15 protein-coding genes and 1 pseudogene are annotated in these 14,000 nt (G+C 56.2%); 5 read left to right on the top strand and 11 right to left on the bottom strand.

Going from position 1 to position 14,000, the window contains the following annotated elements:
• From Q0816_RS04760 to Q0816_RS04720, 9 genes and pseudogenes are all read right to left on the bottom strand, one after another.
• A pseudogene (locus Q0816_RS04760) lies at window positions 1-77 on the bottom strand (sulfopyruvate decarboxylase subunit alpha); the annotation flags it as partial.
• Window positions 78-126: 49 nt separating this feature from the next.
• Complete coding sequence (locus Q0816_RS04755) at window positions 127-537, bottom strand: universal stress protein (protein ID WP_298848149.1); 411 nt, start codon at window positions 535-537, stop codon at window positions 127-129.
• A gap of 23 nt (window positions 538-560) precedes the next feature.
• Window positions 561-1,541 (bottom strand): alcohol dehydrogenase catalytic domain-containing protein, encoded by a 981-nt coding sequence (locus Q0816_RS04750; protein WP_298848147.1) that lies wholly within the window; start codon window positions 1,539-1,541, stop codon window positions 561-563.
• Entirely contained in the window at window positions 1,538-2,299 is a 762-nt protein-coding gene (locus Q0816_RS04745) for an SDR family oxidoreductase (RefSeq protein ID WP_298848145.1), read from the bottom strand. Before Q0816_RS04745 ends, Q0816_RS04750 begins: the two co-directional genes overlap by 4 nt.
• Window positions 2,292-3,599 (bottom strand): histidinol dehydrogenase, encoded by a 1,308-nt coding sequence (hisD, locus tag Q0816_RS04740; protein ID WP_298848143.1) that lies wholly within the window; start codon window positions 3,597-3,599, stop codon window positions 2,292-2,294. Before hisD ends, Q0816_RS04745 begins: the two co-directional genes overlap by 8 nt.
• A gap of 12 nt (window positions 3,600-3,611) precedes the next feature.
• Window positions 3,612-4,940, bottom strand: a complete 1,329-nt coding sequence (locus Q0816_RS04735; RefSeq protein WP_298848141.1) for a TRAP transporter large permease — start codon at window positions 4,938-4,940, stop codon at window positions 3,612-3,614.
• Between the two features lie 11 nt (window positions 4,941-4,951).
• On the bottom strand, window positions 4,952-5,464 hold the full coding sequence (locus tag Q0816_RS04730) for a TRAP transporter small permease (protein ID WP_298848139.1): 513 nt from the start codon (window positions 5,462-5,464) through the stop codon (window positions 4,952-4,954).
• A 112-nt stretch (window positions 5,465-5,576) separates the two neighbouring features.
• Entirely contained in the window at window positions 5,577-6,722 is a 1,146-nt protein-coding gene (locus Q0816_RS04725; protein ID WP_298848138.1) for a TRAP transporter substrate-binding protein, read from the bottom strand.
• A 24-nt stretch (window positions 6,723-6,746) separates the two neighbouring features.
• On the bottom strand, window positions 6,747-6,932 hold the full coding sequence (locus Q0816_RS04720) for a hypothetical protein (RefSeq protein WP_298848135.1): 186 nt from the start codon (window positions 6,930-6,932) through the stop codon (window positions 6,747-6,749).
• A 134-nt stretch (window positions 6,933-7,066) separates the two neighbouring features.
• Here Q0816_RS04720 and Q0816_RS04715 point away from each other — a divergent pair, with 134 nt between their 5' ends.
• From Q0816_RS04715 to Q0816_RS04705, 3 genes are all read left to right on the top strand, one after another.
• Window positions 7,067-8,089, top strand: coding sequence for a LacI family DNA-binding transcriptional regulator (locus Q0816_RS04715; protein ID WP_298848134.1), 1,023 nt, complete (start codon window positions 7,067-7,069; stop codon window positions 8,087-8,089).
• Between the two features lie 279 nt (window positions 8,090-8,368).
• Window positions 8,369-8,863: a hypothetical protein gene (locus Q0816_RS04710; RefSeq protein WP_298848132.1), complete on the top strand. Its 495-nt coding sequence runs from the start codon at window positions 8,369-8,371 to the stop codon at window positions 8,861-8,863.
• 20 nt (window positions 8,864-8,883) lie between these two features.
• A complete protein-coding gene (locus Q0816_RS04705; protein WP_298848130.1) occupies window positions 8,884-9,345 on the top strand; it encodes an integrase dna protein in 462 nt (153 codons plus the stop codon).
• Window positions 9,346-9,781: 436 nt separating this feature from the next.
• Here the strand turns inward: Q0816_RS04705 and Q0816_RS04700 are convergent, their stop codons facing one another.
• Window positions 9,782-10,612, bottom strand: a complete 831-nt coding sequence (locus Q0816_RS04700; RefSeq protein ID WP_298848128.1) for a carbon-nitrogen hydrolase family protein — start codon at window positions 10,610-10,612, stop codon at window positions 9,782-9,784.
• 37 nt (window positions 10,613-10,649) lie between these two features.
• Window positions 10,650-11,621 carry a LysR family transcriptional regulator gene (locus tag Q0816_RS04695; RefSeq protein ID WP_298848127.1) on the bottom strand — a complete coding sequence of 324 codons (972 nt, stop codon included), beginning with the start codon at window positions 11,619-11,621 and terminating at the stop codon, window positions 10,650-10,652.
• A gap of 111 nt (window positions 11,622-11,732) precedes the next feature.
• Between Q0816_RS04695 and Q0816_RS04690 the strand changes: the two genes are divergently transcribed.
• Complete coding sequence (locus tag Q0816_RS04690; protein ID WP_298848126.1) at window positions 11,733-13,067, top strand: aspartate aminotransferase family protein; 1,335 nt, start codon at window positions 11,733-11,735, stop codon at window positions 13,065-13,067.
• A gap of 2 nt (window positions 13,068-13,069) precedes the next feature.
• Entirely contained in the window at window positions 13,070-13,999 is a 930-nt protein-coding gene (locus tag Q0816_RS04685; protein WP_298848124.1) for a 3-keto-5-aminohexanoate cleavage protein, read from the top strand.
• Window position 14,000 lies beyond the last annotated feature (1 nt).

The following is a 14,000-nucleotide window of genomic DNA, read 5'->3' as shown; positions in this document are numbered from 1 at the left end:
TGCTTGCACGGGACAGTGGTGACAAACGAGATATCGTTCGCCACCAGATCGTCGGTGATCTTTTTGTCTATGTTCATGATCCAGCTTTTGGTCCTGTTTGGGGCGCTAGACGCGCGATTGAGGAATTCAGGCCCTTCGGTGCACGTGCACGGCACAGGGGGCGTGGCGGACGACGCGCGAGGCGGTCGATCCCAGGAAGTAGTCGCTCAGGTCCGGCTTGTGCGAGCCGATTACGATACAGTCGACATTGTTGCTGCTGGCGTAGTCGATGATGGAGCGCGCGGTATGGCCTTTGACAATCTCGGACGTCACCCCATCAAGCCCTTCGACTTTTTGCAGCAATTGCAGGCGTGCGCGTTCAAACCCTTCGGCAACAAGGGACTTGTCCAGATAAGCGCTGACCGATCCCTGAGGCATCTCGTAGACGTGCAAGGCAATAATCTCGCCACCCTGCCCGCACAAAGCCCGGGCGATTTCCAGCGTGTGTTGCGATATGCCGTGATCCAAAGCCAACGGGACCAATATTTTAGTGTACATGAAGGCCTCCAATTCTGTCGGGTCTATCCCCAGGGTGTTAGGATAATCTTCGGTGCGGCCACTGCACCAGCGCGAATATCGCGAAACGCCTGTGCACCGCTGGCCAGCGTCCGCTCTTCCACCCAATTCAGCTCTCCGAGACGTCCGTCAAAAATCGCTTCGGCTGTCTCGCGAAAGTCCTGTGCGGTGTAGGTATAGGTTCCGATGAACGTTATTTCCTGCAAGGTCATGCGACGCACGTCCAGACCTCCGGTATCTTCGCCCAATCCCACATGCGCGATCACGCCACCTGGCTCAGCCATGGCCGAGGCGACTGAGCGTGTGGCGGCATATCCGACAGCATCAATCACCAACGGGTAAGACCCTTTGGGTGCATCCACGAGCGCAAAGCTTTCGATTTTCGCCAAGTAGTTCCGACGCAACTCATTTGGTTCCGCGATAGTCACGTCATCGACGCCCATTGCTCGCAACGCCAAGGCCGCCGCAAGGCCAATGGCCCCACCGCCAATCACCAAGGCGCGACGGTCCATCGCAGGATGCAGTGCCTCGATCCCTAGCCGGACCGTGTGCCAACTTACGGCCAGAGGTTCAGCCAGCGCAGCCTTGGCGAACGAAACGTCTTCCGGCACGTCAACAAGGTTGCTGGCAGGCATTGAAAGGTACTGCGCGAAGGCCCCCTCTCGCGGTGGCATAGAGATGATCTGCCGATCCGGGCACAGGTTTTCACGGCCTGCCAGGCAGGCTAGACATTGACCGCAACTGACCAGCGGGTTGATGGTCACACGATCGCCAGCGCGTATACCATCAACAATGACACCTGCCGCTTCGTGCCCGAGGATCAGCGGTGCCGGACGCCGCGCATCGTGGCCCAGATAAGCGTGCATGTCCGATCCGCAAATGCCAACCGCCTCGACCCGGATCAGGTGTTCCGAAGCGCCCGGTTCAGCATCTGGCACATCGCCAAACGCCATCTGTTCCACACCTTGATAAACCAGCGCTTTCATTTGGCTGTGAACCCTCCGTCAACCATTAGAACCTGCCCTGTGACGTAGTCTGACGCCTGTGAGCACAAAAACAGGATCGGCCCGTCGATATCCTGCATACGTCCATTGCGTCCGATGCAGGTTTGCTCTGCATTTCTTTTGGAGCGGTCCGGGTCTTCAAACACTGCTTGTGTCAATTCGGTAGGAAAAAACCCCGGACCGATCGCATTTGCGGTGATGCCAAATGGCGACCAGGCCTCAGCCATCGCGCGGGTCAGTTGCCCGATCCCGGCCTTGGTCGCACCATATGCAATTCCACCCGGAAAGGCGCGCGTCGTTTGCAGCGAGGCGAAATTGACGACACGCCCCCAGCCTTTTTCTTTCATCGCGGGCACCATGGCCTGACTGAGGAAAAACGGCGCACTGAGGTTCAAGGCCATTGTCGCATCCCACCCTTCGGGCGTTACGTCATCAGCAGCCTCACGCGTGTTTATTCCTGCCGCGTGAACCAAAATGTCCGGAGCGCCGAACTTCGAACTGATGGTCTGAACAAGCCCATCAACCCCGTCACGATCCGCAACATCGGCAACCACCGTTTCTGCACGGCTTCCGATCTCGGCCTGCATCTGCGCCAGCGCGTCGCTACGCCGTGCCACACCAACAACTTGCGCGCCCGCTGCGGCAAGAGTTCGTGCCACCTGCTGCCCAAGCCCCGAGCTGGCACCGGTGATACAAGCCACCCTGCCTGTCAGGTCAAACAATGCGCGCGGGTCATCCATCGGCGGTCAGATCGAATTTCTCATCAGGGAAATACTTGGCTAGGCGCACATCCGCTGCTCGGGCGTGACCTTCCATTCCTTCCAGTCGGGAAATACGGGCAGTTGCCTCGGCGATCGATTTTGATCCTTCACGCGTGGCCCGCTGCCAGGTGACGATTTTCATGTATTTATGAACACTCAAGCCGCCTGTGTAACTGGCTGCCCCCGAGGTTGGAAGAACGTGGTTCGTCCCGGTTGCCTTATCCCCGTAAGACACGGTGGTTTCCTCACCCAAAAACAGCGAGCCATAGCACGTCAGCCGACCCAGCCACCAATCCAGATCCTCGGCCTGAACCGTCAGATGCTCTGGCGCATATTCGTCGGAACAGGCAGCCATCTCTTCGCGGTCGGGACAAACAATGACTTCGGCATAGTCGCGCCATGCGGCCGAGGCGTTTTCCCGGTTCAGCTTGGGCAGATCGTCTATCATTACCGGCACCAGTTCCATGACCTTCTGCGCGAGCTCACGATCATCCGTGACTAGCCAGACGGGTGAGTTGTATCCGTGCTCTGCCTGGCTGACCAAATCCGTTGCAACCACAAGGGCGTCTGCAGAATTGTCGGCAAGGATCAGGCTGTCCGTCGGTCCAGCGATCATGTCGATGCCAACCGTGCCGTACAGGATGCGCTTGGCTTCGGCCACGAACTGATTGCCGGGGCCTACAAGTATATTGGCCTGCGGCAAGCCGAACAGACCGAACGTCATCGCAGCAACGCCCTGCACGCCGCCCATTGCCAAAATGCTGTCAGCCCCGCAGATATGCGCAGCGTAAACAATCGCAGGTGCTACGCCCTCGCCCGGCCGTGGTGGAGAACAGGCCGTAATATGGCGACACCCGGCGACCTTCGCGGTGGTCACTGTCATGATCGCGCTGGCGATATGACTGTAGCGTCCACCCGGTACGTAACAACCCGCCGCGTCCACCGGGATCGCCTTTTGCCCAGCGACGAAGCCCGGCACGATCTCCATCTCAACATCCGAGACAGTCGCCTTCTGCGTCTCGGCAAAGCGGCGCACGTTGTCATGGGCAAAACGGATATCGGCCTTCAGTTTCTCGGGTACCAGCGCGATGGCCGCGTCAATCTCGGCCTGTGTCATCAACACATTGCCGTCGTATTTGTCGAACTTGGCCGCATATTCCATCGCCTTGGCGTCGCCGCCCGCCTCGATATCGGCAAGGATGGTCTTGACCGTATCGTGCACCTCGGTCGCATGAGATTGCGCCGTCAGGGTTGCTTTTTTTAAGTATTCACGCGGCATATTCAGCAAGTCCTATTGATAGATTGCAGGAAGCAAAGTGGTTGAAACGGCTGGCACGTAGGCGATCAGGATCACCACGATTAGCATCGTTAGTACAAAAGGCACGGCACGGGCGGCAATCTTCAGAATGGATTCACCGGTAATGCCAGATACGACGAACAGGTTCAGCCCCAGCGGCGGCGTGATGAAACCCACTCCAAGCGCGGTGATCATCATGATGCAGAACTGAATCTCATTCATTCCGATATTGTCCGCCAGCGGCTTCAGGATTGGTGCCAGGATCACAATGTTCGGTGTCGTCTCCATGACACAGCCCGCCGCGATCAGGATACCTATCATAAGCAGGATCAACACGTACGGATCATCAGTTAGCGATGTCACCGAAGCCACGAAACCCTGCGGCACACCCATTATCGCCAGTGCTTCAGCAAGCGGGGCTGAAAAGGCGATGATGGGCAGGATCACCCCATTCACCTTGGCCGAGCTGACCAGCATCGAAGGGAAGTCCGCCAGCGACAGCGTACGCAGAATGAAGCCCATGATGATAGTGACGACAACAGCCGTTGCACCAGCCTCGGTCGGCGTCAGCCGCCCCGAGAAAATGCCATAGAAGATGATCCCCGGCACGATGAAGGCATACCAGCCCGACTTAAGCGCCTTGCCCAGATTGGCGAGCCATTCACCCATGGTCATCATGCCTCCGCCTTCATAGGAATAAAGGCGGTTCATGATGATATTTGTAATCAGGATCGACACCAAGATGGCCAGACCCGGGATCAGTGCGGCCAGAAAAAGGGTCGAGGCGGAAATACCCAGCACGAGGCCGATGATGATATACGCGATCGAGGGCGGGATCAGGATGCCCGTACAGGCACCAGCTGCAACCAGCGCGCAGGCATAAGGACGCGGGTATCCGCTTTCGACCAGCCGGTTGATGGTCATCCGACCAACTGCAGCAGCCCCGGCGGCATCCGAACCTGAGATCGCGGCAAACATACCGCAGACCAGAACTGTTGCCGATCCGAACCCACCTTTGGCGAAACACGTCAGCGCTTCGGCAACGTCCAGGAACTTTCGCGACAAACCGGTTCGAACCAGAACGTCCCCGGTCAGGATAAACAATGGGACAGCAGTCAGGGCAAAAGCGTCGATGCCCGTGAACAGGCTTTCTCCGACAAGGCTCAGCGGCAGGTCGCCGGACATGATCAGCATCACGATCGCGGCCGTTCCAATGGCGGCCCAAACCGGCACGGCCAAGGCGATCAGACCGACGAACAGGATCACCGGCAGGTAAAAATCCCAACCCAGTTCAACGGTTTGATTGAGGGAATTCCAAAGCATTCAGTGTCTCCTCAGTCAAACAGCTTGTCGCCTTCGAAGACGGGGGTGCCGTCACGAAGGGATTTGAAATCACGCAGGAAGGATTGGATCAGCCGCCAGATCATCAGGGCAAATCCAGTGGGCACAGCCATCAGGAACCAGACTTTCGAAACCCGAAGCCCATCCGTGACCGAACCGAACTTGGCCGACACATGAACCGCTTCATACGACCAGTAGAGTGCGATGATCGCCACGACAAACATCACCAGATCGCCGAATATATAAAGCAGCGCCTTGGGACGCGGCCCGATGTAGTGCATGATCACATCGATCCGGATATGGGCCCGCTCTTTTGCCGCCGCCGCAGCACCAATCCAGGCAAGGTAGATGAAGGAATACCGCACGATTTCCTCGCCCCAGATCGAAGAATAGGCAAAAATCTCGCGCCGCAGCACCTCGATGGCCATGGTAATTACCAACATCACGTAAAACACCAGCAGCAACCAGCGTTCCGCGTTTCGGTCTATGTTTTGAAGAATGGTCATCTTGATCCTCCGGCGAAAGGACAGCCAGGCCCGCGCCTGCCGTGGCGGGGTGTTGTCGGGCTGACTGTCAGAAAAGGTCGTGGACGCCCGTCAGGCGCCCACAGGTTGGGCCTTAAGCGTCGTGGACGTAGTATTTGCCCTGAGTGCCAGCTGCTTCGACCAGCTTCTCAAAGTTGTCCATCGATCCGGCCAGTTCAGTTTTGAACGGATCCCAATCGGCGTTCTGATACCCGCCTGCATCCTGCCATTCCGCCAGTTGATCATCGCTGAGCGAGTGGAACTGCACCCCGGCCTTGTTCAACTCGGCCATGGCAAAGGCACGGGCCGACGGAACCTTGGACAGGTTCTGATGGCTGGTCATTTCCGAACCCCACATGATGCCTTCCTGTACATCGGCAGGCATCGAATTGAACCACTCCAGATTACAGGAATAGACCTGACTGTCCGGAACGGCCTGCGTGAAGGTCACATGGCTAAGAATGTCCTTGAAACCAAAGACATACAGCGCCCCAACAGACGGGTCGAGTGCATCAGCAACACCCTGCTTGATCGCCGAAGGTGTCTCACCCCACGCCACAGGCGTCGGGTTGGCACCGACCATGCGATAATACTGCTGCAACATCTTGGAACCCGGAACGCGGAACTTGATCCCGCTCATGTCACCTGGTGTTAAGACCGCGTTGCCCCCTTGACGTACCGCCACGACGCGCGGATCGATATTCACATAGAACAGGGCCTTGAAGCCTGCCGCCTCGACGCCCGGATGAACTTCGTTTTTCCATGTGTCCGAATGGACCAAGTTGGTGAAGCGTTGGTTCGAACCACATAGGTATGGCATGTTGATAAGGTCAACGGTCGACGCGAAAGGCGCAAAGTTTGATAGCGAGTGCTGTGCCGCCTGAATGGTACCGCCCTGCACCTTCTGCACCAACGCGCCACCCGCACCAAGCTGACCGCCGGGGGCCAGTTTGACATAAACTTTACCATTTGTGGCGTTCTGAATGTTCTCTTTCAGATCCAACTGCATAATGGGATAACTACGCGACGCGCCCAGCACATAGGCTGTTGCGACTGTCATCACGTGGTCAGCGGCCTTCTCGCGCTCGCTTTCTTCTTTCGCGGTCTGCGCAGCGGCCTCAGATGACCATAGAACGCCACCTGCGCCCGCGACGAGTGCGGCCGTGAATGCACCACCGGCGCTCAACTTCAGAAAATTGCGACGCTCTGCTGACGCCAGTTCGATCTTGTCGTTGTTCATGAATTGCCCTCCCAAGCAAAAAGTTCAGCTGCCGTCTGTTGCGTCCCGGTCAGCTTCCTTTTTCAGAATTGCGACAACGAACAAAATCGAGGCCGCGAACAGAACCAACATCTCTCCAACGTCACTTAGAAATGCGCTGTTCGCGAACGCACCCAAAGCGACATTGGCGAAATAGATCGCAAAAACGACGGCTGATGCAGCGAGATACATTTCCGGGACTCCCTTCAGAATCGGCTCACACTCATTTGTAAGCGCTTACATCATAAATGCAAGCGCTTACATATTTGCTTCCATCATTGAAAAAATGCGGTTAACTTAAGCGAACCGGAATTGAGAGTTCGAGAATGTCAAAATATCGGTCCGCACCGACGTTGGATGACGTTGCCAAGGCAGCAGGCGTTTCAACTGCTACGGTTTCACGCTGCCTGAACACCCCACAACAGGTTGTCGAGGCAACGCGTGAGCGTGTTCTGTCCGCTGTGGATTCGCTGGGGTACACGCCGAATTTTGCAGCCCGTGTGATGGCCGCAAAACGCTCTTTCACCATTGGCGCTATCATTCCAACAATGGAAAATGCGATTTTCGCAAGGGGCTTACAGGCGTTTCAGGAGGAAATCCGCAAACAAGGATTCACGTTGCTTGTATCCAGCTCGGCCTACCAGCCCGAAGCCGAAGAAGACCAGATCAGGACACTGGTCGCTCGGGGCGCTGACGGGTTGCTGTTGATTGGCCATGACCGCGAAGCGCGTATCTACGATTATCTGGACAGGCAGAAAGTACCCACGCTGGTCGCATGGTCCTACCTTCCCGACAAACCCATTCCGTCTGTTGGGTTCGACAACAGAAAGGCGATGAAGGCGCTGGCCAATCAAGTCATCGGATTGGGGCACACGCGACTTGCCACGATATCAGGCATCAGCAAGGGCAATGATCGAGCGCGGCTAAGAATCCAGGGAATAAGGGATGCCATGACGGAACATGGCCTTCCACAGGACGGATTGACAGTGTCTGAAACATCTTACGAGATCGAGAATGGCGCTGAAGTATTCGAAAACCTGATGCTGCGCGACCCGCCGCCAACGGCAGTCCTGTGCGGAAACGACGTTCTGGCGGTTGGAGCAGTACGCCAGGCACAGCAGATGGGGCTTCGGGTGCCCGAGGACGTGTCCATCACCGGTTTTGACGACATAGAGCTTGCCCGCATCGTCAGCCCTGCCCTGACGACTGTCCATGTTCCCCATCGCGAAATGGGCCGAAAAGCCGCGCAGGAACTCATTCATATGATCGAGACAAGTTCCGAAGGTCACTCTATCGAGCTCTCGACGAACGTTGTCACCCGGGACTCTCTGCTTGAATCAAATAGATAGTTGCGTTGATTGGAAGCGGCTTCCATCAATCGAAGCGGTACGTGTCAGAACGCACCATTGGACTGACAGCGCAGCAGCGGCATCACAACCTAAAAAATCGACGCACAAATAACACGGTTTTCCACGGCAGGCCGTGTGGAACCTTCCAACCGGAATGTTCTTCATCACAATTGCAATATTTTATGAGGTGTATTTGGAGCGGGTAGCGCGCACCATGATGCTGCTGCAACATGTTGCAAATGAACCTACCGCAAGTGTGGGGCAAACTGTGGGGCAGATATGGCAAGAGGAAATAATCGGCTTTCCGCCACTCAGGTAAAGAATGCCGCGCCTGGAAGCGTCATTCAGGATGGCGGTGGCCTCGCTCTGAAAAAATCGCAAAGCGGCGGGCGCTGGTTCTACCGTCTCCAGATCAACGGCAAGCGCGGCATGTGGTATTCGCTCCTCAAGAACCATGTCACTCCAAAGGTTGGCAAGCACAGGATCAGCACTCTGCACCAGCGCGATATTCACGACACACTGAAACCGATCTGGCGCACCAAGCATGAGACTGCCGACAAGGCGATGTACCGGACCCGCATGGTGCTACGTCAGGCGAAGTTGTGGGTTACGAGGCAGAGCCATTTATCTGTGATGCGGCCCGTCGTATGCTGGGATATGTGGAGCGGGTACAAAAGTCCCTGCCCGCAACCCCATGGCAAGAAATCCCCGATTTGTATACGCGGCTTGACAAGGAACACCCCTCTTAACTGGCTCTGCGCTTCACAATCCTGACGGCAGCGCGCGGAATGCCAGTGCGCGGGGCTCGATTCGATGAGATTGAAGGCGACGTGTGGACCGTGCCTAAAGAACGGATGAAGGGCGAACGGAGCAAATTACAGGATTTCCGCGTTCCCCTATCGACCGAGGCGCTGAGCGTTGTCGAGCAATGCAGATTGATCGCGGTCAATGATTTCTTGTTTCCTAGCTCGAGGATAAACAAAGGTGTCAGTGACGTTGCTATGGCAAAAGTGCTGAACAATCTGAATGAAGCGGGTCGCATACACGGCTTCCGGTCGTCCTTCCGAATGTGGATTCAGGACAATGAAACGGCGAGTTTTGAGGTCGCGGAAACGGCTCTAGCCCATACCATCGGCAACAAGGTCGAACGGGCCTATGCGCGCTCAGATCTGTTGGGTAAGCGCCGCATACTCATGCAGAAATGGGCCGATTACGTGACCCAGACTGAGGCAAAGGTCGTGCAGCTTCGCGGTTAGATCGGCGGCGGCTCGGTTCGTTTACGACACAATTTTTGTGCACTCTGGGGGCAAGACCTAAAAACAAGAATATTTCAACTGCAGTTTCACACCAAATTGCGGACGGTCGGATAAATTTGGGTTGTGACCGAATTGCGGGACAAAGCTGCCTTTCGCTCACGCCGCTATTGCTGATGCAGCAAGTCTTCGCCCTTGCGGCAGCGTTTTTGGGGCGACGTAACAGATTTCCCGATTGCAGTCATTAATCGGTGTAGACCTTGGCCGAAGCCAGACTGCCCTTTCGCCGCAACCGAGATCCTCCATCGAGAAGCGGGACGAAACGGGTTTAAACCGAGCAACCTGGCCTTTGCGTGGAAAGAAGGGCGTTGCGTTTGCCTGGCTCGATCGAGTTTGAATTGGTCTGCAAAATTTCTGCGAGAACAAAGCCCACGTTCTGTCAAAGCGTGTCGTAATCCGCCAAACGGTCTTTGAGAAAGGTGTAGTTCTCTCTCGCCTTGAGCAGATGTTCGCGATTGATTGACAGATAGCGGAAATCCTCATCCGTGTCGGCAAATCGTTCCGGCGGAATGTTCTCATCCATCCAAGGCAGGCAGAAGATCGAATTGCCCCACGTCTTTCCGGCACGGTTCAGGGACAAAAAGTAAATCTGGTTCTCCATTGCGCGGGTCTTGGCAAAGCTGTGCCAGGTATTGAAAGATTCATCCCGGTAATATGCACCGCTATGGAGGATCAGATCAACACCGTGCTTCAATGTTAGAACGCGCGACAGTTCGGGTATTCGGATGTCGTAGCAAACGATGGGAGAAATCGTTATACCGTTGATTTTGAACGCAAATACATGACTTCCTGATACGAAATATTCCTTTTCCATCGATGCACCATATTGGCAAAGATGGAGCTTGTCGTAGTGCCCGACCAATATGCCTGCGGGCGATACCACCGCAACAGATATATGGGTGCCCTGCGCCCCTTTGCGCGCAAATCCATAGGACACGTGCACGCCAAACTCGATCGCCACAGCCCGCCAGGTTTCAAAGGATGCGCCCTCCAGCGGCTCTGCAATCTTGTTGAGCCGGTCGAAGGCCGCGCGGGAATAGTCGATGCTTGAAAGCTCGGGAAGAACCACAAGGTCGGCCGGCCGCGCCTTCAATTGGGCGCGGACTTTGGCGGCTGATACCTCCAGATGTCGGTCCCGCGCTGCGGCACTTTCCGTAGCCGGGACCTCTATCTGGCAGGCCAGTAGCGACAGGGCTTCAATTGAGGTCATGGTTTGGCCTTTCCTTGCATTTGCTCCGATCTGCCCACTACCCGGCCACAGCCAGATTGCGGCTACGCTCGGTGAGCGGGACGCTGTTGAGTCGCGCACGAAACATCTCAAGAAGGGCGTGTTCCGCCCGGTTCAGGCGGGCATCCTTATGGTGAACCAGATGAATATCAATCGCCAGCGTGTTTTCATAAGGGGGCAGTCGCCAAAGCTCACCACGCCTGACAAACCTTTCAGCCACATGGTTGGGGAGCGGCCCAAACCCAAGGCCCGCGCTGATCATACGCTGGGCCTCTCCCAGATCGGATGTGTAGCCGATTACCCTGTTGTCCAGCTTATGCTGCGCGCGCAGCAACGCCACCGGACGCAGCGCATCCCAAAGTTGATCGGTCCGAAAGGACACAGACGAGTGATTTCGCAAATCGTCCAGCGAAAGGTCACGTTGCCCGAACAATGGATGGCTGGGTCCGCAATAGAACCCAAAAAATGAGCGGTACAATACATCATACATTAGATTCGAGTGTGCGTCATGTACGAGGCACACCCCAAGAGACGCGGATTTGGCCAGCACGGCTTGGCGCACGTCCTTGCTCGACATGACCTCAATGTCAAAGTTGACTTCAGGAAATTGTCGGTGGAAATCCGAAAGGACCTGATCGAAGAATTCGTTTTCTATTCGGCTGAGCAAGGCGAGCTTGACCGTGCCTGTCACTGTGTCGTCGGTACTCTGTGCACTCTGAATGGCGCGCGCCAGGCTGCCGAACATTTCCAAGCATTCCTTATAGAGGCTCTGCCCCGCCGGGGTGACGCGAAAATGCGAGGGGCTGCGATCGATCAATGGCGTACCCAACCGGGCCTCCAACCGTTTGAGAGCCTGGCTGACCGAGGGTTGGCGGCGCATAAGGCGTTTTGCCGCAAGCGTGATACTGCCTTCCTGCACAATGAACATGAAGGTGCGCAGCAAGTTCCAATCCAGTTCCCGGATCAGCTTTTCCTGATCAGTAGTGTTCATCATTGATCTCATCAATAACAATAGATCACATTATCTATTTGCTCCATGTCACTTTTAAACACAAGGTTATGCTCGGCGTTGTTCTACCAAAATACCGAAGCGAGGAGCCCTTTGAAGACATCGAACCTGTTTTACCAGAACCGTACGCGCCGCCCCGAAGTCGAGCGCGCCGAAGGGATTTATATCTGGGCGAAGAACGGAGAACGGTATATCGACGGATCATCCGGTGCCATGGTCAGCAATATCGGCCATTCCAACCCGCGCGTTCTGGACGCGATGATGGCGCAGATGAACAGCGCAACTTTTGCCTACCGGCTGCATTTCGAAAACGCACCGGCGGAAGATCTGGCGACGGCGATTTCTGATCGTATGCCGGATGGGTTGAGCAAGGTGTTCTTTGTCTCTGGCGGGTCCGAGGCGGTTGAATCCTGCGTTAAATTCGCGCGGCAATGGGCCGTCGCGTCAGATCAGGCAAGCCGCTGGAAAGTGATCTCGCGCTTTCCCTCCTATCACGGGTCCACGCTGGGGGCGCTGGCGATCACCGGCTACGGGCCGCTGACAAATGCCTTTGGACCGCTGTACAAAGATATGCCGAAAATCCCTGCACCGACCTGTTATCTGGATCGTGACAACCTGTCGGACCATGACAGGGGATTGAAATATGCCGAGATGCTGCGAGATGAGATCATCGCTCAGGGGCCCGAAACCGTTCTGGCTTTTGCGATGGAACCCGTAGGCGGCGCATCCACCGGGGCGCTGGTGGCGCCTGACAGTTATTACGCCAGAGTACGCGAGATTTGTGACCAGTTCGGCGTGCTGCTGATCATGGACGAAGTGATGTCAGGCGTCGGACGCACTGGTGCGTTTTTGGCGTCCGATCATTGGAATGTGCGTCCGGACCTCGTGGCGCTTTCCAAGGGCTTTGGTGCGGGTTATGCGCCGTTAGGGGCAATGATCGCCGACGAAGGAATGGTCGGCACGGTGCTTGATACCGGCGGATTTGCGCACGGGCATACCTACGCGGGAAACCCGCTGGCCTGTTCGGCGGGACTTGCGGTTCTGGACGAGATCGAACGGCAGGACCTGATGACCAATGCAAGCGTCATGGGGGATGTGCTGATGGAGGGCCTTCGGGACCTGATGAAGCGCTATGCCTTCATTGGCGATGTACGCGGCAAGGGCTTGCTGACCGCATTCGAACTTGTCTCGGATCGTGAAACGATGGCACCGCTGCCCAAAAACCTGAACGCCTATGAGCGGCTTGTGGAGCTTTGTTACGACCGAAATCTGATCACGTATTCGCGCCGCACACGTGGCGGGGTGGAGGGCGACCACTTCCTTGTGTGTCCACCGATGATTGTGACTGAACCTCAGATCAATGAAATCCTGAACATTCTTGACGACAGTCTCGGGGCCTTTTCCCGAGAATGCGGATTGGAGTGCTAGCCATGGCACAAAAAATCATTCTCACTTGCGCCATCACCGGCTCGATCCACACCCCGAGCATGAGCCCCTACCTCCCGGTGACGCCCGACGAGATCGCGACTTCGGCGATCGAGGCCGCTGAGGCAGGCGCGTCTGTCCTGCACCTGCATGCGCGCGACCCGGAAACCGGGCGCCCAAGTGCTGATATCAACGTCTTTCGCCAGTTCCTGCCCCGGATCAAGAACGCAACAGATGCGGTCATCAATCTGACCACCGGCGGCAGTTCCCAGATGAGCGTGGAACAGCGTTTGTCAGCCCCCGCCGAACTGGCACCCGAGATGTGTTCGCTGAACATGGGGTCAGTCAATTTCGGGCTTTTCCCGATGAAGGATCGATATTCGGACTGGACCTATGACTGGGAGGAAAGTTTTCTTGAAAACACCCGTGACACAGTGTTCAAGAACACGTTTCATGACATCGAAACCGTGTTTCGGATGCTTGGTGATGAGGCGGGCGCGCGATTCGAATGCGAATGCTACGATGTGGGCCATATCCAGACGATTGCTTTCTACCTGAAGCAAAAACGCCTTGTGCGACCGGTATTTCTTCAATTCGTCATGGGGGTTCTTGGTGGGATCGATGCAAGCCCGCACAGCCTGATGAGCCTCAAGGAAACTGCTGACCGTCTTCTGGGCGATGCGTACGAGTTTTCGGCACTTGCAGCAGGACGGCAGCAGATGCCGCTCGCCACGATGAGCTCCATTCTGGGCGGGCATGTGCGCGTGGGCCTCGAAGACAGCCTGATGATAGGGCGCGGGGAACTGGCCACCAGCAACGCCCAGCAGGTCAGAAAAATCCGGCACATTCTGGAAGAGCTGGGATATGAAATCGCCACTCCGGCTGAGACACGGAAGATGCTCAGCCTCAAAGGCGCAGACAAGGTGGGGTTCTGAC

It is taken from the genome of uncultured Ruegeria sp. (assembly GCF_947497005.1).
Classification (GTDB): Bacteria; Pseudomonadota; Alphaproteobacteria; order Rhodobacterales; family Rhodobacteraceae; genus Ruegeria.
Note: the sequence above shows the minus strand (reverse complement) of the source record. Positions and strands in the feature narration are given on the sequence as shown.

Coding starts and splice junctions, on each gene's coding strand:
- Q0816_RS04685 (WP_298848124.1), top strand. CDS start 13,070: ATGGCACAAAAAATCATTCTCACTTGCGCCATCACCGGCTCGATCCAC.
- Q0816_RS04750 (WP_298848147.1), bottom strand. CDS start 1,541: ATGAAAGCGCTGGTTTATCAAGGTGTGGAACAGATGGCGTTTGGCGAT.
- Q0816_RS04725 (WP_298848138.1), bottom strand. CDS start 6,722: ATGAACAACGACAAGATCGAACTGGCGTCAGCAGAGCGTCGCAATTTT.
- Q0816_RS04700 (WP_298848128.1), bottom strand. CDS start 10,612: ATGACCTCAATTGAAGCCCTGTCGCTACTGGCCTGCCAGATAGAGGTC.
- Q0816_RS04715 (WP_298848134.1), top strand. CDS start 7,067: ATGTCAAAATATCGGTCCGCACCGACGTTGGATGACGTTGCCAAGGCA.
- hisD (WP_298848143.1), bottom strand. CDS start 3,599: ATGCCGCGTGAATACTTAAAAAAAGCAACCCTGACGGCGCAATCTCAT.
- Q0816_RS04695 (WP_298848127.1), bottom strand. CDS start 11,621: ATGAACACTACTGATCAGGAAAAGCTGATCCGGGAACTGGATTGGAAC.
- Q0816_RS04735 (WP_298848141.1), bottom strand. CDS start 4,940: ATGCTTTGGAATTCCCTCAATCAAACCGTTGAACTGGGTTGGGATTTT.
- Q0816_RS04720 (WP_298848135.1), bottom strand. CDS start 6,932: ATGTATCTCGCTGCATCAGCCGTCGTTTTTGCGATCTATTTCGCCAAT.
- Q0816_RS04755 (WP_298848149.1), bottom strand. CDS start 537: ATGTACACTAAAATATTGGTCCCGTTGGCTTTGGATCACGGCATATCG.
- Q0816_RS04710 (WP_298848132.1), top strand. CDS start 8,369: ATGGCAAGAGGAAATAATCGGCTTTCCGCCACTCAGGTAAAGAATGCC.
- Q0816_RS04730 (WP_298848139.1), bottom strand. CDS start 5,464: ATGACCATTCTTCAAAACATAGACCGAAACGCGGAACGCTGGTTGCTG.
- Q0816_RS04745 (WP_298848145.1), bottom strand. CDS start 2,299: ATGGATGACCCGCGCGCATTGTTTGACCTGACAGGCAGGGTGGCTTGT.